18 protein-coding genes are annotated in these 20,362 nt (G+C 63.4%); 9 read left to right on the top strand and 9 right to left on the bottom strand.

Translation table 11 applies throughout. The annotated features are described in order from the left end of the window. The first annotated feature begins 87 nt into the window (after positions 1–87). Together pncA and AC07UC_RS03220 are read left to right on the top strand one after the other, a co-directional pair. Entirely contained in the window at positions 88–702 is a 615-nt protein-coding gene (gene pncA, locus AC07UC_RS03225) for a bifunctional nicotinamidase/pyrazinamidase (RefSeq protein WP_140770684.1), read from the top strand. A gap of 49 nt (positions 703–751) precedes the next feature. After that, positions 752–2,161: a sodium:proton antiporter gene (locus AC07UC_RS03220; RefSeq protein WP_494903990.1), complete on the top strand. Its 1,410-nt coding sequence runs from the start codon at positions 752–754 to the stop codon at positions 2,159–2,161. Here the strand turns inward: AC07UC_RS03220 and AC07UC_RS03215 are convergent, their stop codons facing one another. The 8 genes from AC07UC_RS03215 to gcvA all read right to left on the bottom strand — a co-directional run bounded on the left by AC07UC_RS03215 (position 2,162) and on the right by gcvA (position 10,944). After that, entirely contained in the window at positions 2,162–2,881 is a 720-nt protein-coding gene (locus AC07UC_RS03215; protein WP_140770680.1) for an ABC transporter ATP-binding protein, read from the bottom strand. Continuing rightward, on the bottom strand, positions 2,878–3,603 hold the full coding sequence (locus AC07UC_RS03210) for an ABC transporter ATP-binding protein (protein ID WP_140770677.1): 726 nt from the start codon (positions 3,601–3,603) through the stop codon (positions 2,878–2,880). Before AC07UC_RS03210 ends, AC07UC_RS03215 begins: the two co-directional genes overlap by 4 nt. Beyond that, complete coding sequence (locus tag AC07UC_RS03205) at positions 3,600–4,562, bottom strand: branched-chain amino acid ABC transporter permease (protein ID WP_494903989.1); 963 nt, start codon at positions 4,560–4,562, stop codon at positions 3,600–3,602. The genes AC07UC_RS03210 and AC07UC_RS03205 overlap by 4 nt, the downstream gene beginning before the upstream one ends. Next, complete coding sequence (locus AC07UC_RS03200) at positions 4,559–5,440, bottom strand: branched-chain amino acid ABC transporter permease (RefSeq protein WP_494903987.1); 882 nt, start codon at positions 5,438–5,440, stop codon at positions 4,559–4,561. Before AC07UC_RS03200 ends, AC07UC_RS03205 begins: the two co-directional genes overlap by 4 nt. A 159-nt stretch (positions 5,441–5,599) precedes the next feature. Further along, positions 5,600–6,901, bottom strand: coding sequence for an ABC transporter substrate-binding protein (locus AC07UC_RS03195; RefSeq protein WP_494903985.1), 1,302 nt, complete (start codon positions 6,899–6,901; stop codon positions 5,600–5,602). A 152-nt stretch (positions 6,902–7,053) separates the two neighbouring features. After that, complete coding sequence (locus AC07UC_RS03190) at positions 7,054–8,487, bottom strand: hypothetical protein (protein ID WP_494903983.1); 1,434 nt, start codon at positions 8,485–8,487, stop codon at positions 7,054–7,056. A 43-nt stretch (positions 8,488–8,530) separates the two neighbouring features. After that, positions 8,531–9,835 (bottom strand): nicotinate phosphoribosyltransferase, encoded by a 1,305-nt coding sequence (gene pncB, locus AC07UC_RS03185; protein ID WP_202325055.1) that lies wholly within the window; start codon positions 9,833–9,835, stop codon positions 8,531–8,533. A gap of 134 nt (positions 9,836–9,969) precedes the next feature. Then, positions 9,970–10,944, bottom strand: coding sequence for a transcriptional regulator GcvA (gene gcvA / locus AC07UC_RS03180; RefSeq protein WP_140770666.1), 975 nt, complete (start codon positions 10,942–10,944; stop codon positions 9,970–9,972). A gap of 211 nt (positions 10,945–11,155) precedes the next feature. Between gcvA and speB the strand changes: the two genes are divergently transcribed. The 5 genes from speB (at position 11,156) to AC07UC_RS03155 (ending at position 15,939) form a co-directional block, all read left to right on the top strand. Next, positions 11,156–12,217, top strand: coding sequence for an agmatinase (gene speB, locus AC07UC_RS03175; RefSeq protein ID WP_140770664.1), 1,062 nt, complete (start codon positions 11,156–11,158; stop codon positions 12,215–12,217). Between the two features lie 81 nt (positions 12,218–12,298). Continuing rightward, positions 12,299–13,108: a transporter substrate-binding domain-containing protein gene (locus tag AC07UC_RS03170; protein WP_494903980.1), complete on the top strand. Its 810-nt coding sequence runs from the start codon at positions 12,299–12,301 to the stop codon at positions 13,106–13,108. A 6-nt stretch (positions 13,109–13,114) separates the two neighbouring features. Then, the gene (locus AC07UC_RS03165; RefSeq protein WP_056568479.1) at positions 13,115–13,771 is read left to right on the top strand and encodes an amino acid ABC transporter permease; all 657 of its coding nucleotides are present in this window, start codon (positions 13,115–13,117) and stop codon (positions 13,769–13,771) included. Then, positions 13,768–14,412 (top strand): amino acid ABC transporter permease, encoded by a 645-nt coding sequence (locus AC07UC_RS03160; RefSeq protein WP_140770661.1) that lies wholly within the window; start codon positions 13,768–13,770, stop codon positions 14,410–14,412. Before AC07UC_RS03165 ends, AC07UC_RS03160 begins: the two co-directional genes overlap by 4 nt. Positions 14,413–14,931: 519 nt before the next feature. After that, a complete protein-coding gene (locus tag AC07UC_RS03155; RefSeq protein WP_494903977.1) occupies positions 14,932–15,939 on the top strand; it encodes a cyclic di-GMP phosphodiesterase in 1,008 nt (335 codons plus the stop codon). A 237-nt stretch (positions 15,940–16,176) separates the two neighbouring features. Here the strand turns inward: AC07UC_RS03155 and AC07UC_RS03150 are convergent, their stop codons facing one another. Further along, the gene (locus AC07UC_RS03150) at positions 16,177–17,580 is read right to left on the bottom strand and encodes an MATE family efflux transporter (RefSeq protein ID WP_494903975.1); all 1,404 of its coding nucleotides are present in this window, start codon (positions 17,578–17,580) and stop codon (positions 16,177–16,179) included. 254 nt (positions 17,581–17,834) lie between these two features. Here AC07UC_RS03150 and AC07UC_RS03145 point away from each other — a divergent pair, with 254 nt between their 5' ends. Continuing rightward, complete coding sequence (locus tag AC07UC_RS03145; RefSeq protein WP_140770655.1) at positions 17,835–18,752, top strand: AraC family transcriptional regulator; 918 nt, start codon at positions 17,835–17,837, stop codon at positions 18,750–18,752. A gap of 282 nt (positions 18,753–19,034) precedes the next feature. Next, positions 19,035–20,267 (top strand): ABC transporter substrate-binding protein, encoded by a 1,233-nt coding sequence (locus AC07UC_RS03140; protein WP_246682883.1) that lies wholly within the window; start codon positions 19,035–19,037, stop codon positions 20,265–20,267. Positions 20,268–20,362: the final 95 nt, after the last annotated feature.

Genomic DNA, 20,362 nt, shown 5'->3' with positions numbered 1-20,362 from the left:
CCTCCGGAGGTTGACGCGGCCGGCCATCTGGTCAAGTTTCTGCCTCCGGTCGCAACAGCGGCATCGAGACAGAGGGAAGGAAGCCGCATGGCCGACGAAGCGCTTGTTGTCATCGACCTGCAGAACGACTTTTGCCCGGGAGGCGCGTTGGCCGTGACCGGCGGCGACGAGATCGTGCCGCTGGTCAACGATATGATCCGGCGGACCGACCATGTCGTGTTGACGCAGGACTGGCACCCCGCCGGCCATTCGAGCTTTGCCTCCAGCCATCCGGGCGCGCAGCCCTTCACCATGATCGAGATGCCCTATGGCCAGCAGACTTTGTGGCCGGATCATTGCATCCAGGGCAGCCTCGGCTCGGATTTCCATTCCGGCCTTGCCTGGACCAAGGCCGAGCTCGTCATCCGCAAGGGATTTCGCCCAGCGATCGACAGCTATTCGGCCTTCTTCGAGAACGACCACACGACGCCGACCGGCCTCGGGGGCTACCTCAGGGAACGCGGCATCGACAGTTTGACCCTGGTCGGGCTGGCGACCGATTTCTGCGTCGGCTTTTCGGCGCTGGATGCCGTCAGCCAGGGTTTCAAAACCACCGTCCGGCTCGATGCCTGCCGTGGCATCGACCTCAACGGCTCGCTTGATGCCATGCTGCGGCGCATGCGCGATGCCGGCGTGACGCTTGAAGACCATTTGTCGGACTGAACGGACGGTGGGGCATCAGGGGGGCCTTTCGCGGATCACCGCGGGCGCAATGACGGGTGCCGCCATCGCCGTCGCCATGCTGTTCCCGGAAGCGGCCTTGGCGGCCGAGGAACACGCATTGCCCGGCGCCTCGATGTCGCTGTGGTGGGCACTTCCCTTTGCTGGCCTGCTGCTGTCGATCGCGACCGGCCCGCTGCTGTTCCACCATATCTGGGAGCACCACTACGGCAAGATAGCGGCGCTTTGGGCCGCATTTGTCGTCGTACCTTTGGCGCTTGCCTTCGGGCTGCCTTCGGCGACCGAGGCGGTGCTGCACGCGCTGCTTACCGAATACATGTCCTTCATCATCCTGCTGTTTGCGCTGTTCACCATTTCGGGCGGCATCCTGGTCGCCGGCAACATCCACGGCACGCCGCTGGTCAATGCCGGGCTGCTGCTGGTCGGCGCGCTGCTCGCCTCGGTCATCGGCACGACGGGCGCCTCGATGATCCTGATCCGGCCGATCATCCGCGCCAACGACGCCAGGCCGTTCAATGCCCATGTCGTCGTCTTCTTCATCTTCCTGGTGTCCAATATCGGCGGCTCGCTGACGCCGCTCGGCGACCCGCCGCTGTTCGTCGGCTTCCTGCGTGGCGTCGACTTCTTCTGGACGACCACGAACCTCTATCGGGAAACGCTGTTCGTTGGCGGCCTGGTGCTGGCGGCGTTCCTGGCGATCGACGTCATCCTGCATCGGCGCGAGGCAGGCGCGCCGAAGATCAAGGACCCGACACCGGATTCCAGGATACGCATTCGCGGCCTGCCAAACATTCCTTTGCTGGCCGGGGTCATTGGCGCCATCCTGCTGTCGGCGACATGGAAGCCTGGTGTCACCTTCTCCATTCAGGGCGTGACGCTGGAGCTGCAGAACCTGGTACGCGACGCCGTCATCCTGGCGCTCGCCTTTGTCTCGTTGGCTGTTTCGCGCAAGGAATACCGCGAGGCGAATGGCTTCAACTGGGGACCGATCGCGGAAGTGGCAAAATTGTTTGCCGGCATCTTCATCTGCATCGTGCCGGTCATCGCCATTTTGAGAGCCGGCCATGAGGGAGCGCTGGCGCAGCTGGTCGGGCTCGTCACCTCGGCGCAAGGCACGCCCAACGACCTCGCCTATTTCTGGCTGACCGGAGCGCTGTCGTCCTTCCTCGACAATGCGCCGACCTACCTGGTGTTCTTCGAGCTTGCCGGCGGCGATCCACGCCACCTGATGACCGAATTCGCCTCGACATTGGCGGCGATCTCGGCGGGTGCGGTGTTCATGGGCGCCAACACCTATATCGGCAATGCGCCCAACTTCATGGTCTATGCCATCGCCCGGCAGCGCGGCGTCGAGATGCCCGGCTTCTTCGGCTACATGCTGTGGTCCGGTCTGGTGCTGATCCCGATTTTCTTGATCGCGGGCTTTGTGTTTTTCGGCTGATCAACCAACGCCGACATAGCGCCTGACCGCCGAAGGGTCGGCGCGCAGCTCCTCGACATCGACCGTCTCGCGGTTGCGGCCATTCTCGATGAACGAGACGCGGTCGGCGACCGACAGCACCGCCTCGACGCGCTGCTCGACCAGGATGGTCGAGACGCCCATGTCGCGCAGCTTTGACACCGTCTCGCGGATCTTGGCGATCATCGACGGCATCAGCCCTTCCGTCGGCTCGTCGAGCAAGAGCACCTGCGGTTCGAGGCAGAGCGCGCGCGCCATCGCCAGCATCTGCTGCTCACCGCCCGACAAGGTGCCCGAACGTTGCCGCAGCCTCTGGCGCAGCAGCGGGAAGAGGTCGAGCACGGTTTCGCGCACGGCCTTGCCCTTGCCGCGTGCCATCAGGCCGATCTCGATGTTTTCCGCCACCGTCATCTCGGCGAACAGCCGCCTGCCCTGCGGTACATAGGCGACGCCTGCCTTCGGCACTTCATGCGCCGGCAGGCCGGTCAATTCCTGGCCGGCGAGCTTGATCGAGCCGGCGCTCGAAGGAACCAGGCCCATGATCGCCTTCAGCGTCGTCGTCTTGCCGGCGCCGTTGCGGCCGAACAGGCACAGCACCTCGCCCTTGTTCAGCACGAGGTCGAGGCCGTAGAGCACCTGGACCTCGCCGTAGAAGCAGTCCAGTCCCGCGATCCGCAACGCTTCCGCCTTGCCCGCAGTCATCGGGCGGTCCCCAGATAGGCTTCCTGCACCGCCGTGTTCTCGCGGATGGCCTCGGGGGTGCCTTCCGCCAGGATACTGCCGGCATTGAAGACAGTGATGCGGTGGGCCAACTGCATGACCACGGGCATGTTATGCTCGATCAGAAGCACGGTGGCGTCCCTGGCGATCTCGCGCACCAAGGCGATGAAATTGTCGATCTCGCTGTCGGCCAGCCCTTGTGTCGGCTCGTCGAGGATCAGCAGGCGAGGCTTCAGCGCCAGGCCCATCGCCACCTCCAGCAGGCGTTGGTGGCCGTAGGACAACTGCCCGGCCGGCATATCGGCACGGTCGGCGAGGCCCGTGCGTTCGAGCGCCGACATGACGCCTGCCTTGATCGCGCCTGCCGACCGGCGATCGCTCAGTGTGAGTTGCACCGGCAACGCGACATTGGCGTAGGCGCTGAGATTGGCGAAGACGCTGGTGATCTGGAAGGTGTAAGCGATGCCCCGGCGCACTCTGGCATAGGCGGGCAGGCCGGTAATGTCGTCGCCGTCGAATATGATCGCTCCCGAAGACGGCTGGATGCGGCCGCTGACCAGGCTGACGAAGGTCGTCTTGCCGGCTCCGTTGGGGCCTATGACGGCGCGAATCTCGCCTGGCATCAAGGTGAAATCGACGTTGTCCACGGCGCGCAGGCCGCCGAAATGGCGCGACAGGCCCCTGGTGCTCAAAAGAGGTGTCATGGCAGCCACCTTAGCCAGCGTTGGCGGATGGTGCCAAGAATGCCCTTTGGGAAAAACAAAACCAGCAGGATCAGCGCGATACCGACGATCAGCAGATAGGCCGATGTGTAGCCGCTGGTGACGTCGATGACATAGTACATGAAGACCGTGCCGATGAGCGGTCCGAGCGTTGTGGCCGCGCCGCCGAGCAGGACCCAGAGCAGCGGCAGGATCGAATATTGCACCGAGGCGAAGCTCGATCCGACATAGCCGAACAGCAGCGCGTAGGCAGCCCCCGACGCCGCGCAGATGGTGCCGGAGATGACGACGGCGGCAAGCTTGTTGGAGAAGGTGTCGTAGCCCAGCATCTTGGTGCGTTCTTCGTTCTCGCGGATGGCGACCAGCACACGGCCATATCGGGAGCGGACGATGGCAAGCGTGATCAGCAGTACGATCGAGAACAGCGCCAGTGCACTCATGTAGCGCACGGTCGGATTGGTGAGGTCGAGCGAGGTCACGCCGAAATCGAGGACGCGTTCCGGCTGCGGCACGACCTGGCCCTGATCGCCTCCGGTCCACGTCGCGAAGTAGAGGATGAGGAGATAAAACACCTGCGCGAACATCATGGTGACGATCATGAAGGCGACGCCCGTGGTGCGCAGTGCCAGGAGGCCGATCATCAGCGCCAGCACCGCGCCGCAGGCAATCCCGCTGAGGAAGGCCAGCGGCACGCCCCAGCCGAGCTGGATGATGGCAAGGCCGGCACCGTAAAGCCCGGCGCCGAAGAACATGGCATGGCCGAGGCTGAGCAGGCCGACATAGCCGAACAGCATGTTGTAGCCCATGGCGAACACCGCCAGCACCATGATGCGGGCGAGAAGGCCATGATAGTACTCAGGCAGCACGAAGCTCAGCACGAAGAGCAGGGCGATGACGCCGAGATGCAGCGCATAGGCCTTTGCCGGCGAAGCTTCACTCATCGCGAGGCCGTTCCGAACAGGCCTTGCGGGCGGAACACCAGCACCATGGCGACCAGCAGCGTGGCGATGATCTTGGCCAGGGTTGGCGAGAAGAACATCGAGACGATGCCATCGGAGAGGCCAATCAGCACGGCGGCGACGACTGTGCCGCGCAGCGAGCCGAGGCCGCCGATGATGACGACGATGAAGGAAAGCAGCAGCGGGTCCTGTCCCATCAGATAATGCGCCTGGCTGATCGGAACGATCAGCACCGCGGCGATCGCCGCCAGCATGGCGCCGAGCGCGAAGACGCCGCCATAGACGCGGCCGACCGGGATGCCGAAGGCCTGCGCCGTCTCGCTGTCATACTGCGTGGCGCGCATGATGAGGCCGATTTTGGTGCGTGTCAGCACGAGCCATGTGGCGATCAAGAGAAGCGCGGAAGCGGCGATGATGGACAGTTTGTAGCCGGAGTAGCCGAACCACGGCAAAAGGATGCGGTAGCTGAACGGCGGCTCCACCGGCCGCGCCTCCGGGCCATAGAAGGTCAGCGCCAGCTGCTGGATGATGTAGAGCATGCCGATGGTGGCGACGATGGTGGCTTCCGGATTGTAGTTGAGCCGGCGCAGCACCAGCCGCTCGGCGACCAGCGCGATGGCGCCGACGATCAGCGGCGCTATCACCAACGCCGCCAGGAAACCCAACGCCGGATGGCCCGATATCGCCGTCGAGATCGCCCAGGCAAGCACCGCGCCCAGCATGAAGAACTCGCCATGCGCGACATTGACCACCCGCATCACGCCGAACACCAGCGACAGCCCAAGCGCGGTCAGCGCCAGCACGGCGGAGGTGACGAGGCCTTCGAGGGCGGCAAGGAGGAGATGGGGTCCGAAGTGCATTCAGGGGCGCCCTTACCCTCCCCCTCGTGGGCAGGGTGACCGCGAAGCGGTCGGGTGGGGGGTGGGGCATGGGCCGTCGCAGCCCCCACCCCGTCTCACAGGCTTCGCAAAATGCGAAGCCTGTTCGCCGACCCTCCCCACAAGGGGGAGGGTGAGGCGTCAAAGCGCCTGCGTCGTGTAATCTCCCTCGGCCTCGTAGAGCCCGTCCTCGATCTTGGTCTTGTGCACCACCTTCAGCTTGCCGCCTTCGACCTTGGAGATGTTCTGGATACCAAAGCACTGGTGGATCTTGCCGTTGAAGGTTTTCGGCCCCTGCGGATGCTCCGGGCCTTCGGCGAAGGCGGTCAGTGCCTCGGTTGCCTCGACCAGCTTGGCGCGGTCTTCCGGCCCCTTGTAGCCGGCATCCTCCATCGCCTTCTTGACGACGTAGAGCGTTTCCCAGCAGCCGAACATGTGCGCGGCGGTGGAGACGTCCTTGGGGTCGCCGACGGCGGCGCCATTGTCGTCGATGCCGACGGCGACGCGATAGGCTTTCTGCGCCTCGGTATCATCGGCCTGGGCATAACGCGGCGAGCCTTCCCAGAAATGGCTGCCGTCGAGGAATTCCAGCCCCGGGCTGTTGATGTCGACGGCCTCGAGCGAATCGATGAAGCCGAACAGCTGCGGCCGGTTGGAGCCGTAGAACTCGCCGAGTTCCTTGACGAAGGTGAGCACCGCGGGACCGACCATCACGTGGTAGATCACCTCGGTCTCGGCCGGGATCTGCGGGAAATACTTGGTGAAGGAGGATTCCGTCGGCGGGATGGCGATCTGCGCAATGACCTCGGCGCCCTGCGCCTTCAGCGCCGGCGGCAGGTAGTCGCGATGATCGTAGCCGAAAGCGAAATCGGGGAAAATCTGCGTCACCTTCTTGCCGGCATTGGCCGCGATCCATGGCGCCATCGACTGGATCTGGCTTTTCACGTCGGTGATGCCGGGCTGGAAGACGTAACGGTTGAGCTTGGTCGAGGCGACGTGGTGGCCTTCGCTGACGACGAAATAAGGGATCTTGGCCTCGCCGGCGGCCGGCGCCGAGCCAATGACGACGTGCGAAAACAGTGTGCCGAAAACGATGTCGGTCTTGTGCTGGGTGGCGAACTTCCCAACCACCTCGGCGCCGCGGCCGGGATCGGTGCCGTCATCCTCGATGATGACCTCGACCTGGCGGCCGTTGATGCCGCCGGCGGCGTTGATCGCCTTGACCGCGGCGGCGGTGGTCTTCTCGTACCAGCGGCCATAGGCGGCACCGATGCCGGTCCGGTGCGACTGGAAGCCGATCTTGATCGGCGCCGAACTCTGCGCCTGGGAATAGCGGACGAAGCCGGGCGCCATGGCGAGGCCGGCGCCCGCTGCAAGGCCCTTCAGCGCCGTGCGGCGGGTGAGACCGGTTTTCGGGAGGTTGAAGGTCTTGCTCTTGTCCATATGCCGTTCCCCTTGTTCAGCGTTAGGAGCGCAAAGTCCGCTCATGTCCGGAAGTCGAAAAATTGCATGTGTACAAACTAAATCACCAAAGTCCGGACACGGCAATGCTGGTTCCCTAAGGGAATCCCGGTTTATTTTCCAGCGCAAATGCCTCAGCCGACCGTCGGCGTGGCGAGCAGCCAGAGGCCGAAGACCGTGTAGGCGATCATCAGCAGGGTGAGCGGAAACTGGCTGAGCGCGGCGCGGGCGGGCTGCGGATGCAGGCGCCAGGCGAAGCCGTGGGCGATGAGGACGGCGAGCACATGGCCAAGGATGATGGCACCAGCCTGGATGTTCCACAGCCACCAGGCGGACGCCGCGCCGGCCACGATGCCGGCCTCGACCTGCATGTCGGCGGTGCCGAACAGGTTCCAGCCCAGCGCGAACGGGTCGGACAGGGCGGCCAGCGCGTACTGGCCGTCGACCAGCAGCGCCGTCAGATAGTGCGCGACGTGGTAGGCGAGCGCGATCGGCACGATCGACCAGACCAGCAGCCCGGCTGCCTGGGCGAGCGGCGGTCCGCTGCCGGCAAGACGTTGGCCGAGCACAACGGCCAAAAGGAACACCGCCGCCAGCAGGACGAATGTCAGAACGAGCCCGAGACTGCCGCTGCCGATCACCGCCGTGCGGCCTGGGAATTCGAGCGGATTGATGCCGAAGAGGCCAAGCCAGAAGAAGGTTTTTGACAGGCCGTCGAAGGACACGGACGACAGGGCCAGCAGCAGGAAGGCGATGCCGCTGGGTGGTAACGGCTCCGCCGTCAGCAGCTTGGCGCCTGGCCAGCACAGCGCAAGCCGGCCCTTCTCGTCGCGTTCGACAGGCGCGAAGCGCGCCACCATGGAGAAGAAGATAGTCAGGAACTCACCGCTGCGGCTCCAGCCGCGATAGCCGAACATCAGCATGGCAAGGAAGGTGAGCAGCCAATAAAAGCCGGCGACAAGGGCAAGCCGTGCAGGGTCGTCAGGCGCCGGATCGATGAGCTCGAACCAGGCAAAGGCGAAGAACAGGATGACGGCCGGCCAGCAGCCGATCCATCGGGGAAGGCGCCACAGCCCCTCATCGCTTGCGCCGCGCAGGCGTGAGGCGAGGCGCCACGGTCCATACCAAGGGTTGAGCCATGACCAGAGGTCGCCGAAAGCGCCTTGCAGCAGCGTGAGGCCTGCCCACAACAGCGTCCAGATCACCAGCGGCAGTGGGTTGGAGAGCGGGTCGCGGCTGCCGAAAAGGCCGGCGGCGACGAGGATTGCAAAGCCGGCAAAGGATACCAGGCTGAGGGAAGCGCGGGTGGTATCGCCGAAGGTGAAAAGCGGCAGCCGCCGGCGCCAGAAACGATCGATGGAAGCCGCCGGCAGCAGCGCCAGCACGAGGAAGCTGACGGCCACGGCGAACGCGCCGCCGACGAGGTAATAGCCGGTCGGCAGGAGCAGGACGTGGCCTCGGTCGGAGGCATGGGCGAAGGCGGGAGTGGGGAGGAGGGCTAGCAGGGCGATGGCGAAAGCCAATCCTTGAAGACGGCGCTCCACGGCGAAGGAACTCAGCCTATCCAACTTTGCGGCCTCGTATGGCGATGCCTCAAGCAGCGCTCGCCCCTCACACCTTGACCAGTTGCTCCACGCGGTCCTTCTCGCCGAAAATCCTGAGATACCGCTGGATCTCCTTCTCGTCGCCAGTCGCCTTGGCCGGGTTGTCGGAAAGCTTCACCGCCGGCCGGCCATTGGCCTCGGTGACCTTGCAGACCAGCGATATGGCGTCCAGGCTGTTGGTCTCCGTCGGCGCGCAGCCCTCGAAATCATTGGTGAGGTTGGTGCCCCAGCCGAAGGACATGCGCACCTTGCCCTCGAAGTGGCGGTAGGTCTCCTCGATGGTTTCCACCTCCAGGCCGTCGGAGAAGATCAGCAGTTTCTGCTTGGGATCCTTGCCCTTCTCGCGCCACCAGGACAGGATTTTTTCGCCGCCTTCGATCGGCGGGGCGCTGTCGGGGCGAAAGCCGGTCCAGTCGGCCACCCAGTCCGGGGCGTCGCGCAGGAAGGAGGCGGTGCCGAAAGCGTCGGGCAGCACGATCAGCAGATTGCCGCCATAGTAGCGCTGCCAGTCCTGCAGCACCTTGTAGGGAGCCTGTTTCAGCTCCTTCTCCGAATTGGCAAGCGCCGCGAACACCATCGGCAATTCGTGTGCGTTGGTGCCGAGCGCTTCGAGGTCGTTGTCCATCGCAAGCAGCACGTTGGAGGTGCCGGTGAAGGCCTCGCCGATACCTTCCTTGAGCGCCTCGACACACCAGCGCTGCCACAGGAAGGAATGCCGCCGGCGCGTGCCGAAGTCGGAAATGCGGATGCCGGGCAGTGCCTTCAGGCGCTCGGTCTTGGCCCACATCTTGGCCTTGGCGCGGGCATAGAGCACATCGAGGGCGAAGGGTCCGAAGGCCCGCATCGCCGCGCGGGACCGCAGCTCGTTGATGATGGCGAGCGCCGGGATCTCCCACAGCGTGGTATACATCCATGGCCCGCTGAAGGAGAGCTCATACTGTCCATTGCGCCTGGACAGTTCGTAGTCGGGCAGCCGGAACCCTTCCAGCCAGGCGAGGAATTCCGGCTCGAAGATCTGCTTGCGGCCATAGAAATTGTTGCCGCCCAGCCAGATCATCTCCTTCTTGGAGAAACGCAAGGTGCGGGCATGGTCGAGTTGTTCGCGCAACTCGCCTTCATCGATATCGTCGGCCAGCCGCACCGAAGTGGTGCGATTGATCAGCGAGAAGGTGGCCTCGACCTTGGGGTACATGCCCCAGATCATCTGCAGCATCAGAAGCTTGTAGAAATCCGTGTCGAGCAGACTGCGCACGATCGGATCGAGCTTCCAGGTATGGTTGTAGACGCGCCGCGCAATATCGGTCTTAGCCATGTTTCAACGCCGCCTTCGCTGCCTGCAATCCAACCGCGACAGGCCTCATAGCATCGAATTGACCAAAACGCTGCTTGCTTTCAGGCTGGCCCGACAAAAAGAACGGCCTGCATGCGGCCGTGCACGGTCTGCCGTCAGCCTGCGGATTTGCCGCCGATCACCTTGAGTGCCGGACGTTTGCGGCGGGTGACGAGGCGGCCGGCGACCGGAGCATCGGCGCGGCCGTCATCCCCGGCCTTCTCGGCGAACAGCCAGTCGATGAACACCTGCACGATCGGCGCCGTGCGCATTTCGTTGCGGCAGACGATGTAGAATTCATCGACCGCCGGCACCGACAGGCTGAACGGCGCGATCAGCATGCCCCTGGCCAGCAGCGCGCTTGCCGTCACGGAATCGCCCAGCGCCACGCCATGGCCGTGCACCGCGGCCTCGGTCGCCATGCGGGCATCGCCAAGATGATGGCGTCGACCGCGCTCGAGGTCCAGCGCGTCGGCGGCCGCCAGCCAGGTGTGCCATTCGCGGCCGTCGTCGCCATGCAGGAAGACATGATCGGCGAGATCCCTGACGCTGCGGATCGGGCGGTTGTTGATCAAGGTCGGGCTCACCACGGGAAACAGTTCCAGCCCCGACCATTTGCGCATCCAGCAATCGGCCCAGCTGCCATTGCCATAGTGGACGCAGACATCGATATGCGGTGCCCTTATATCCCTGGGGTCGTTGGAGGGAATGAGCGTCAGCTGGATGTCGGGATATTGCGCGGTGAAGCTGCCAAGCCTCGGCGTCATCCACAAAAGCAGCAATGCCGGCACGCAGGACACCGAAAGCGCGCCGCTGCTGGCCGGGCGCGTCAGCCGCTGCGTGGCGGCGGCGATGCCGTCGAAGGCGGTCGATACAGCCGGCAAAAGTTCGGCGCCATGCGGCGTCAGCTTGACCCGCTGGCCGACACGCTCGAACAGCTTGACCCCGAGCGACTGCTCCAGCGCCTTGATCTGGTGGCTGATGGCGCCATGCGTGACATTCAGCTCACTTGCCGCCTTGGTCAGCGAGCCATGGCGCGCCGTCGCCTCGAAGGCGCGCAGCGGGTTCAGGGGCGGCAGGCGTTTGGCCATCGGGGACTCGGCAGTTTGTGAGATTTTCTCACAGAAAACACCCTAACAATATCAATTGATTTTTCAAGGCGGCTGCCGGACACTTCAGTCCTGAACAACTTCAAGACGTGAAATCTGCAGGCAGCCAGCGGGACAAGCGACCCGGCCGGACGACGGTCAATTCGCCTGAGATCACCATTGGTCAAGCTGCACCAATCGAGGAGGAACCGATATGGGCTATGATCGCGGCAAGCTTGACGCGCTGCGTCGCAAATATGGCGAGAGCCATGGCGGCGAGATGTTCGACCCCAAGTTCCGCAAGGTCGCCGACAAGATCTTCTCCAAGAGCGGCACCAGGCTGGCGCCCTATTCCGGCATACCGACCTTCCTCGCCGCGCCCTACCGCGAGATCGCCGCGGAGAACCCGGATTTCGGCGACCTGCAGGTGGCCATGATCGGCGTGCCGATGGACCTCGGTGTCACCAACCGGCCGGGCTCGCGCTTCGGGCCGAGGGCGCTGCGCGCCATCGAGCGCATCGGCCCCTACAACCACGTGCTGGAATGCGCCCCTACGCATGAGCTTCGGGTGGCCGACATCGGCGACACGCCGTTCCGCAGCCGCTACCGGCTGGAGATCAGCCATGAGGACATCGAGCGCCGCACCAACCAGATCGTCGATGCCGGCGTGCTTCCCCTCTCTGTCGGCGGCGACCATTCGATCAGCCATCCGATCCTCAAGGCTGTCGGCAAGAAGGCGCCGGTCGGCCTGATCCACATCGACGCCCATTGCGACACCAGTGGCCTGTTCGACATGACCAAGTTCCACCACGGCGGCCCGTTCCGCAACGCGGTGCTCGACGGCGTGCTTGATCCGACGCGCACCATCCAGATCGGCATCCGCGGCTCGGCCGAATATCTGTGGGAGTTCACCTACGAGTCCGGCATGACCGTGGTGCACGCCGAGGAGGTGACCGGGCTCGGTATCCCCGCCATCATCGAAAAGGCCCGCAAGATCGTTGGCGATGGCCCGACCTATGTCTCTTTCGACATCGACAGCGTCGATCCGGCCTTCGCGCCCGGCACCGGCACGCCGGAAGTCGGCGGGCTGACGACGCGCGAGGTGCTTGAACTGCTGCGCGGCCTCAAGGGCCTCAACATCGTCGGTGGCGACGTCGTCGAGGTGGCGCCGCAATATGACGCCACCACCAACACGGCGCATGCCGGCGCCCAGGTGCTGTTCGAGATACTGAGCCTGATGGTGTTCAGCCCGGCCATCACGGGCAAGGGGGCCTGACGGACGTCACGAAAAGGCGGCCGCCGCGCTGGAGCCGGCGGCTGACCCAACAATCAAAAAGCTTCCAGAAGGGGAATGACAATGACAATCCACTCGACACTGAAATCATCCATCGCCGCCGCCCTGATGCTGGGTGCTGCTGGTCTTGGCTTTGCCACGCAGGCGGCCAAGGCCGACGCGCTGGCTGACATCACCAAGGCCGGCACCATCAATGTCGGCGTCTTCGCGGACTTCCCGCCCTTCTCCTCGGCCAGCGCCGATATGAGCCTCAAGGGCTATGACATGGACGTGGCCCAGTACATCGCCGACACGCTCAAGGTGAAGCTCAATCCGGTCCCTGTCACCGGCCAGAACCGCATCCCCTACCTGAACGACCATCGCGTCGACATCCTGATGAGCGTCGGCTACTCGAAGGAGCGCGAGCAGGTCATCGATTTCGCCGCCGCCTACGCGCCCTATTACATCGCGGTGATCGGTCCGGCGGCGATGACGGTCAAGGGCAAGGAAGACCTTGCCGACAAGTCGATCGCCGTCAATCGCGGCACGCTCGAGGACACCTCGCTCACCGAGGCCGCGCCTGCCTCGGCCGACATCAAGCGCTTCGACAACTACAATTCGGTGATCCAGGCCTTCATCTCCGGCCAGACCCAGCTGATGGTCGTCGGCAACGATGTCGGCGCGCAGGTGCTGGCCAAGCAGGATGCGCTGAAGCCGGAGCAGAAGTTCCAGCTTCTGACCTCGCCCTCGCATATCGGTCTCAACAAGAATGAGGACGGGTTGAAGAAGGCGGTCAACGACGCCATCGCCAAGATGCTTGCCGACGGCAAGCTGGACGAAAGCTCGAAAGCCTGGCTGAAGACGCCGCTCAATCCCGACAACCTCAAGGATTGAGTTCCCATGGCCTTCGGCTGGCTTCCAGGTGCCGTGGGCGACATCGCGCACGGCGCGGCCACGACGATCCTGCTGATCGCCGTGACCACGCTGGCGGGAACGCTGCTCAGCATCCTGGGCGCGGCGGGACGGCGAAACGGCCCCGCGCTGCTTCGCCGGGCCATCGCCTGGTACGTCGAGGTGATGCGCAACACGCCGTTCCTGGTGCAGCTGTTCTTCATCTTCTTCGGGCTGCCGAGTCTCGGGATCCGGCTCGACCCGATCCTGGCCGCCATGCTGGCGATGACGCTCAACATGGCGGCCTACACGATCGAGATCGTCGGCGCCGGGCTTGATGCCGTGCCGCTCGGGCAGACGGAAGCAGCGCTGGCTTTGGGGCTCAGGCCCCGTCAGGTGTTCATCAAGATCGTGCTGCCGCAGGCGCTCAAGGTGATCTATCCGGCGCTCACCAGCCAGATCGTCATCATGATGCTGGAGTCGGCCGTGGTGTCGCAGATCGCGGTGCGCGAGCTGACCTATGAAGCCGACATGCTGCAGGCGCGGACCTTCCGGTCCTTCGAGACCTATTTCGTCGTGACACTTGTCTATCTCGCTTTGTCCATGGCCTTGCGCCGGCTCCTGGTCACCGGCGGGCGTCGCGCTCTCGGAGCTGGCGTGTCATGATCGAGTTCACCTTCTGGGACATCGTGCGCAATCTTCTGCTGGCCGCACGCTGGACCGTGCTGCTGTCGCTGGCCGCCTTCGTTGGCGGCGCGCTGGTCGGAATGGTCGTGCTGTTCTTCCGGATCTCCAAGAATAGATGGAGCCGGCGCCTCGCCTCCGGCTACATCGCCCTTTTCCAGGGAACGCCGCTCCTGATGCAGCTGTTCCTGATGTTCTTCGGCCTGCCGATGCTCGGCCTGCGCATCGAGCCCTGGACCGCGGCGGTACTCGGCCTCACCTTCTTCGCCAGCGCCTATCTGGCCGAGATCTGGCGCTCCGGGGTAGACGCGCTGCCGTTGGGCCAATGGGACGCCGGCGCCAGCCTCGGCCTGCACTATCTGCAGGAACTCAGGCTGATCATCCTGCCGCAAGCCTTCTCGATCACCCGCGCGCCGACGGTCGGCTTCCTGGTGCAGCTCATCAAGTCGACGGCGCTGACCTCGATCATCGGCTTCGAGGAACTAGTGCGGACCTCGAACGCCATCAACAACGCGACCTTCGAACCGTTCAAGGTCTATGGGCTGGTGGCGCTGATCTTCTTCGTCATGTGCTTTCCGTTGACGCAATATGCCCGGTCGCTCGAACGGCGCGCCGCCCATTGAGTGGAGCTGTGTTGACGAGCATCGACGGAGACTAAAAAACTATAGGAGGCGCTCGAATGCCTCTTTGGGTCATTGGATGACGTTGGGTGCGTCACCTTTGGGGCCGCCTCCGGACTGGCGGCTATTGGCTACCCTTGAGCCAATAGCTGACGTTCTGTAGCCGACTCGTTGTCAGACGTTCTGCACGCTGCGGCTAGCACCCGAAACTCGTTATTTGTGCTGTTACGCCAATCGGCAGAGCCGCGACCAAAATCGAACCGAGGATTTTCGAGTATAGTACCGGGCTAACTGCGGGACGAACTTGTCTCCTGCTCGATAGGGTAAGGAAAGTTTACGAACATGCCGTAACATTGAACGGGGACGAGGGTTGAGAGGCGCGCGAGAGTAGTTTCCGGGCAGCTATGCGCTATAACTTGAAGTAAGCGCACCGGAGACGCGGACAATATTAGGCGTTGGTATCCGCCAAGCATCTGGTCGCTCCGACGGTTTTGAGTCAAAGGCTAACCAAGTGAACACTGCATGATCAATTCCACGCTTCTTGAGATCGACAAGAATGAGGCCCGTGTCGGGATGTTTGTTCATGGGTTCGGCAAGCAATGGCTACGCAGCCCGTTTGCAGCCAGCCAGTTCAAACTATCCAGCCCGGCCGAGCTGAAGGTGCTTCGCGAAAGTTCGGTAACGACGCTTGTCATCGATCTTTCAAAGGGTATCGGGCCGACCAGTTCGACGGTCGAGCTACCAAAACCCATTGAGAGCTCAACGCCCGCCAACACTGAGGCCGCGTTGATGAAAGCGACCGGGATGGTCCGCTCGATCTTCAGCAATGCGGCCTCATCTACATGCATTGACCATCAGCAAGTGGAGGCGGTTGTCGATGTCGTCGACCAGCTCCTATGCACTCGCCCGGCAAGCGTCTTGAACCTCACCAAGCTCAAGACAAAAGATGAGATCAGCTTTCAACATTCAGTAGCAGTCTGTGCTCTTGTCGGCTTATTCGCGCGACATCTCAAGCTTGATAGTAATTTGGTCCGGATACTGTCAGTTGGCAGTCTTCTGCATGACATCGGAAAGATTCGCATCCCGACCGCCATTCTGACCAAGGCCGACAAGCTCACGGCTGATGAGATGGCAATCATGCAGACCCATCCGCGCGAGGGATATGCAATCCTGGCGACGACGAAGGGGTTACCGGAAATCGTGGGAAAAATCTGCCTTCATCATCACGAAAAGCTGGACGGGTCCGGCTACCCGGATGGCCTGAAAGACGGACAGATCGGTGCCGCGGCACGGATTGTCGCGATTTGCGATGTTTTCGATGCCTTGACGTCCATTCGGCCATACAAGAAAGGCTTCACTCCAGAGGCTGCCGCGGAGATGATGGAGACGTGGAGCGGCCATTTTGATCGAGTGCTTTTAAAACAGTTCTTTGATTGCATGGGCTTACGATGGCTGAGCGGACCCGCTCAAACCCGGCAAATAACCGATGAGACGGGGGCCCTCGCTCAGGCGGACTTAAACAACTTCTAATTTCACCTGTCGCGCGCATGGTTTGAGCCCGTCCCCAGGTTGGCACACCGACGAACCCGACGATTCGCCAATATGCCGTCGGCCTTCGCCGCTTTGCTTCGACGTCTGCTTCTGGGACACGCGGTGCATGCCCGAACGACTGACAAGAGGCGCAAAGCAGGCGTTTCGTAGGCTGACGTGAAGGCTCCGTTCAATGAGCCGCAATGTCTGCTGCCGGGCAGCCGGCAACCGTCCGGTTCAATGCCCGAAGGCAAGCGACGGCGCGATCCGGTCGCGGCGCAGCCAGCGCGCCAGGAGCAGCGCCGCCACCACGGCCAGCCCTGTCGAGAGGCCCATCCAGATGCCGACGCCGTGCAAGTCGAAATGGAAGGCGAGCAGCACGCCAAGCGGCAGGCCCACGCCCCAATAGCCGATCGCGGCGTAGATCATCGGCACCTTGGTGTCATGCAGGCCGCGCAGCATGCCGGCGGCGACCGCTTGCGCGCCGTCGAAGACCTGGAACAGGGCGGCGAAGGCCAGGAATGAGACGGCAAGCGTGATCACCCTGGCATTGGCCGGGTTGGTGAGATCGATGAAGGCGCTGATCAGCGGATGCGGCCACAGGATCATCACCAGCCCCATCAGGGCCATGAACGAGACGCCGATGACAAAGGCGGTCCAGCCGGCGCGCGAGACGCCTTCCGGATTGCCGGCGCCGTGCGCGAGGCCGACGCGCACCGTCACCGCCTGGTTGAGGCCAAGCGGCACCATGAAGGAGATCGAGGCGATCTGGATGGCGATGGCATGCGCGGCCAGCGAATCCGCGTCGATCAGGCCCATCAGCAGCGCCGCGGCGTTGAAGATCGTCACCTCGAAGGCGAGGATGCCGGCGATCGGCAGGCCGAGCCGAAGCAAGCCCTTGAAACGCGGCCAGTCGGATCGCCAGAAGCGCCCGAACAGGCGGTAGCGCCGGAACTTCTTCTCCAGCATCACCACCGCTGCCATGCCGGCGAACATCAGCGTGCTGGACAGCGAGGTGGCAAGGCCCGAACCGGAGATGCCCATTGCCGGAAAGCCGAGATTGCCGAACATGAACACCCAGTTGAAGAGCGCGTTGCAGGCGACGGCGACGAAAACGATGACCAGCGCCCAACCAGGGCGTTCCAGCGCTGAGATGAACGAGCGCAGTACGATGTAGAGGTAGAAAGGCAGCACCGCCCATTCCAGCCAGCGCAGGTAGATGCCGGCCTGGTGCGCCAAGGCAGGCTCCTGGCCCATCGCCAGCAGAATGGATTCGCCATGCCACAGGAAGATCCAGATCGGGATCGAGATCAGGATCGCCAGCCACAAGCCCTGGCGCACGGTGCGGCGCAGGTCGCGCACCGAATGGCGGCGACGGCCAAGTTCGGTGGCGATCATAGGCGAGGTTGCCAGCATCAGGCCGAGGCCGAAGATCAGCGGCATGAAATAGAGGTTGGCGCCAAGCGCGCCGCTGGCCAGCGTGTCCGGCCCGAGCCGTCCCATCATCATGACGTCGGTGGCCGTCATCGCCGTTTGGCCGAGATTGGTCAGCACCATCGGCCAGGCCAGCGCCAGCGTCGCCTTGATTTCCTGACGCCAAAGATTTTCCGGCGCGCGAGCGCCGGCTTCGATCGCAGACATTGTTCCGCTCTTTCCAGGCGCGGCACGTCGGCAGAAAGAAGCCGGAAGCCGCATGTCAAACGGCAAAACCTGCGGTTTCGCGGCGTTTGCGCCGTCTATTGAACGAAATGCGACATGAAGGCAAGGGAGGAGGAGCGGGTACCGATTGAGCCAGCGCCATTCCCCTGGTGCGGTTGCGTCGTTCCCTTGCCGGGCGCGGGCTGTTACGGATTGCCTCGGAGATCGGCAGCCAGCGAACCCCCCGGGAGATACGGATGGCGTTCAGACAGCGAAAAAACACGACCGCGATCCCGCGCACTGCGCCGGCCTTCGAACATATCGTCACCGAGGCGAGCGACAGTTTCCTGTGGAGGCGCGACGACTACCCCTGGGAGCGCAATGTCTGGAACTTTCATCCGGAATACGAAATCCATCTGCTCAGGAAATCCTCCGGCGTGGTCCTGGTTGGCGATCACATTGGCGAATTCGGGCCTGGCTACCTGACCATCGTCGGTGGCGGCCTGCCGCATGACTGGGTGACGGCGGTGCAGCCGGGCGAACTGATCGAAGGCCGCGACATCGTCCTGCAATTCGATGCGCAGAGGCTGCGCGGCTCGGCGGGCCTGTTGCCCGAACTGCGCGAACTGGAGCCGTTCCTCGAACGGTCGCTGCGCGGCATGGTCTTTCACGGTCGCACGGCGCTGGAGGGCGCCGAACTGATGGAGCGGATGGGAACGGTGCATGGGCTCGCCCGCCTCTGCCTGTTCCTCGAACTGGTCGACCTCCTGGCCAGGACCGACGAGTACGAACTCTTGTCTTCGCCGGATTTCTCGCCGGTTCTCGATGCCGCGTCCCTCGACATCATCCAGCGCACGCTGACCTATCTGTTCCAGCATTTCGCCGAGGATCTGAAGCTGCCCGACGTGGCCGAACTCGCGGGAATGACGGAGAGCACATTTTCGCGCTTCTTCCAGAAGAACACCGGCAACTCCTTCAGCGACCACCTTGCCAAGCTCAGGCTCTGGCAGGCCTGCAAGCTGCTGGCGGATACCGATGTTGCCATCACCGACATCTGTTTCCAGGTCGGCTACATGAACATCTCGAACTTCAACCGCGCCTTCCTGCGCAAGCACAAGATGACGCCGTCATCATACCGCAAGCTGTCGCGGCAACGGCTGACGATGCGCGCATAAGCACGCCTTAAATCAACGGCTTGGATGCGATCGATACTCGTGTGACGGACTTTGTTCCGGTGTGCCGTTTTTTGCGCTGCACAATGCATAAAAGTACATGTTTGTTGCAACGGGGCTTCTAGCTTGGTCCGGTTGAACTCCTCATTTTGGCGGTGGGTGGCTTGTCGCTCGGGCGATGGTGAGGATCGCAGACCCCGAGGACGTCCGCTTCCCGCGAGTGTTCCTGGAGGAGAAAAATCAATGAAACCAATTCGGCTCGCTGCGGGCTTGGGCGCAGCTTTCATGCTTTCCGCTACCGTATCAACCATCGCGCTGGCGCAGGCGCCGGTCTGCACGGCACCGGTCAAGGTGCTGGCGCAGCCACGCGACGGCCTGACGCTTCTGGAGGACTCCAAGGCCGAGTTCGAGAAGCTTGCCGGCGCCGGCTTCCAGATCGACTATCTGAACGAAAACGACCGCCGCGCGAAATCGCGCGCCGATGCGTCCACCGTCGGCAACTACAACGTCTACTATGTCGACGAAGCCAATGTCGCTCTGTTCGCCTCGTCGAAATGGATCGTGCCGCTGACCGATTATTATCCGGCTGACTATGATTATGCCGACTTCGATCCCGGCCGTCAGAAGGTCGCGACCTATGACGGCAAGGTCTGGTTCGCGCCGCTGACCGGCGGCGGCGACCTGATGGTCTACCGCAAGGACGTGCTCGAGGCCGCCGGCATCCAGCCGCCCAAGACACTCGACGAACTGATCGCCGATGTGCCGAAGCTCACCAATCCGGACAAGGGCATGTATGGCATCGCGCTGCGCGGCGCACGCGGTTCGGGCGCCAATGTCTGGCGCTGGATGCCCTTCTTCAAGGCCTATGGCGGTCAGTGGTTTGACGGCGACAAGCCGGTCTTCAATTCGGACGCCGCCGTCAAGGCGACCGAAACCTATCTGAAACTCTTCAAGGATTCGGCCCCCGGCACGCAGACCGGCAGCTGGGATGAATCGACCGGCGCCTTCCTCTCCGGCCAGGTCGCCATCCTCGTCGAATCGACGCCGCTGTCGGGCATGGCGGTCGATCCGAAGACCTCGCAGGTGGTCGGCAAGATCGGCTTCCTGCCGCCGCCCTCGCCACTGCCCGGCGGCGGTTACGGTCATGGCCTTGCCATCGCGGCGAAGGCCAATGCCGACGACGCGTCGAAGAAATGCGCCGGTCTGTTCATCGCCTGGGCAACGTCCAAGGAAAACGAGAAGCGCCGGCTCGACGCCCATCAGTTCGGCGAGCTGAACCGCACCAGCATCCTGTCCAGCAAGGAATTCGCCGACATCTACGGCGCCGATCTCGGCCAGGCGCTGGCGGCGACCGGCAAGGTCACTGCGGTCAACTTCTGGCAGGATCCGCGCTGGCCCGATCTCGGCGACCGTTGGGGCATCATCCTCGAGGAACTGGTCACCGGCACCCGCACCGACATCAAGGGCGGCCTCAACGAGCTCGAGGCCTATGCCAACGATCTGGCGAAGAAGAAATAGAGCCATCCTCCCGCCCGTGGCGCGCGGTCCCGGCATTGTCCGCAATGCCGGGACCTGCGCGCCGCGGGAACTTTGCCCAACGAGCAAGTCATGCC

This window comes from Mesorhizobium sp. GW821-FHT04C10, assembly GCF_059420305.1.
Note: the sequence above shows the minus strand (reverse complement) of the source record. Positions and strands in the feature narration are given on the sequence as shown.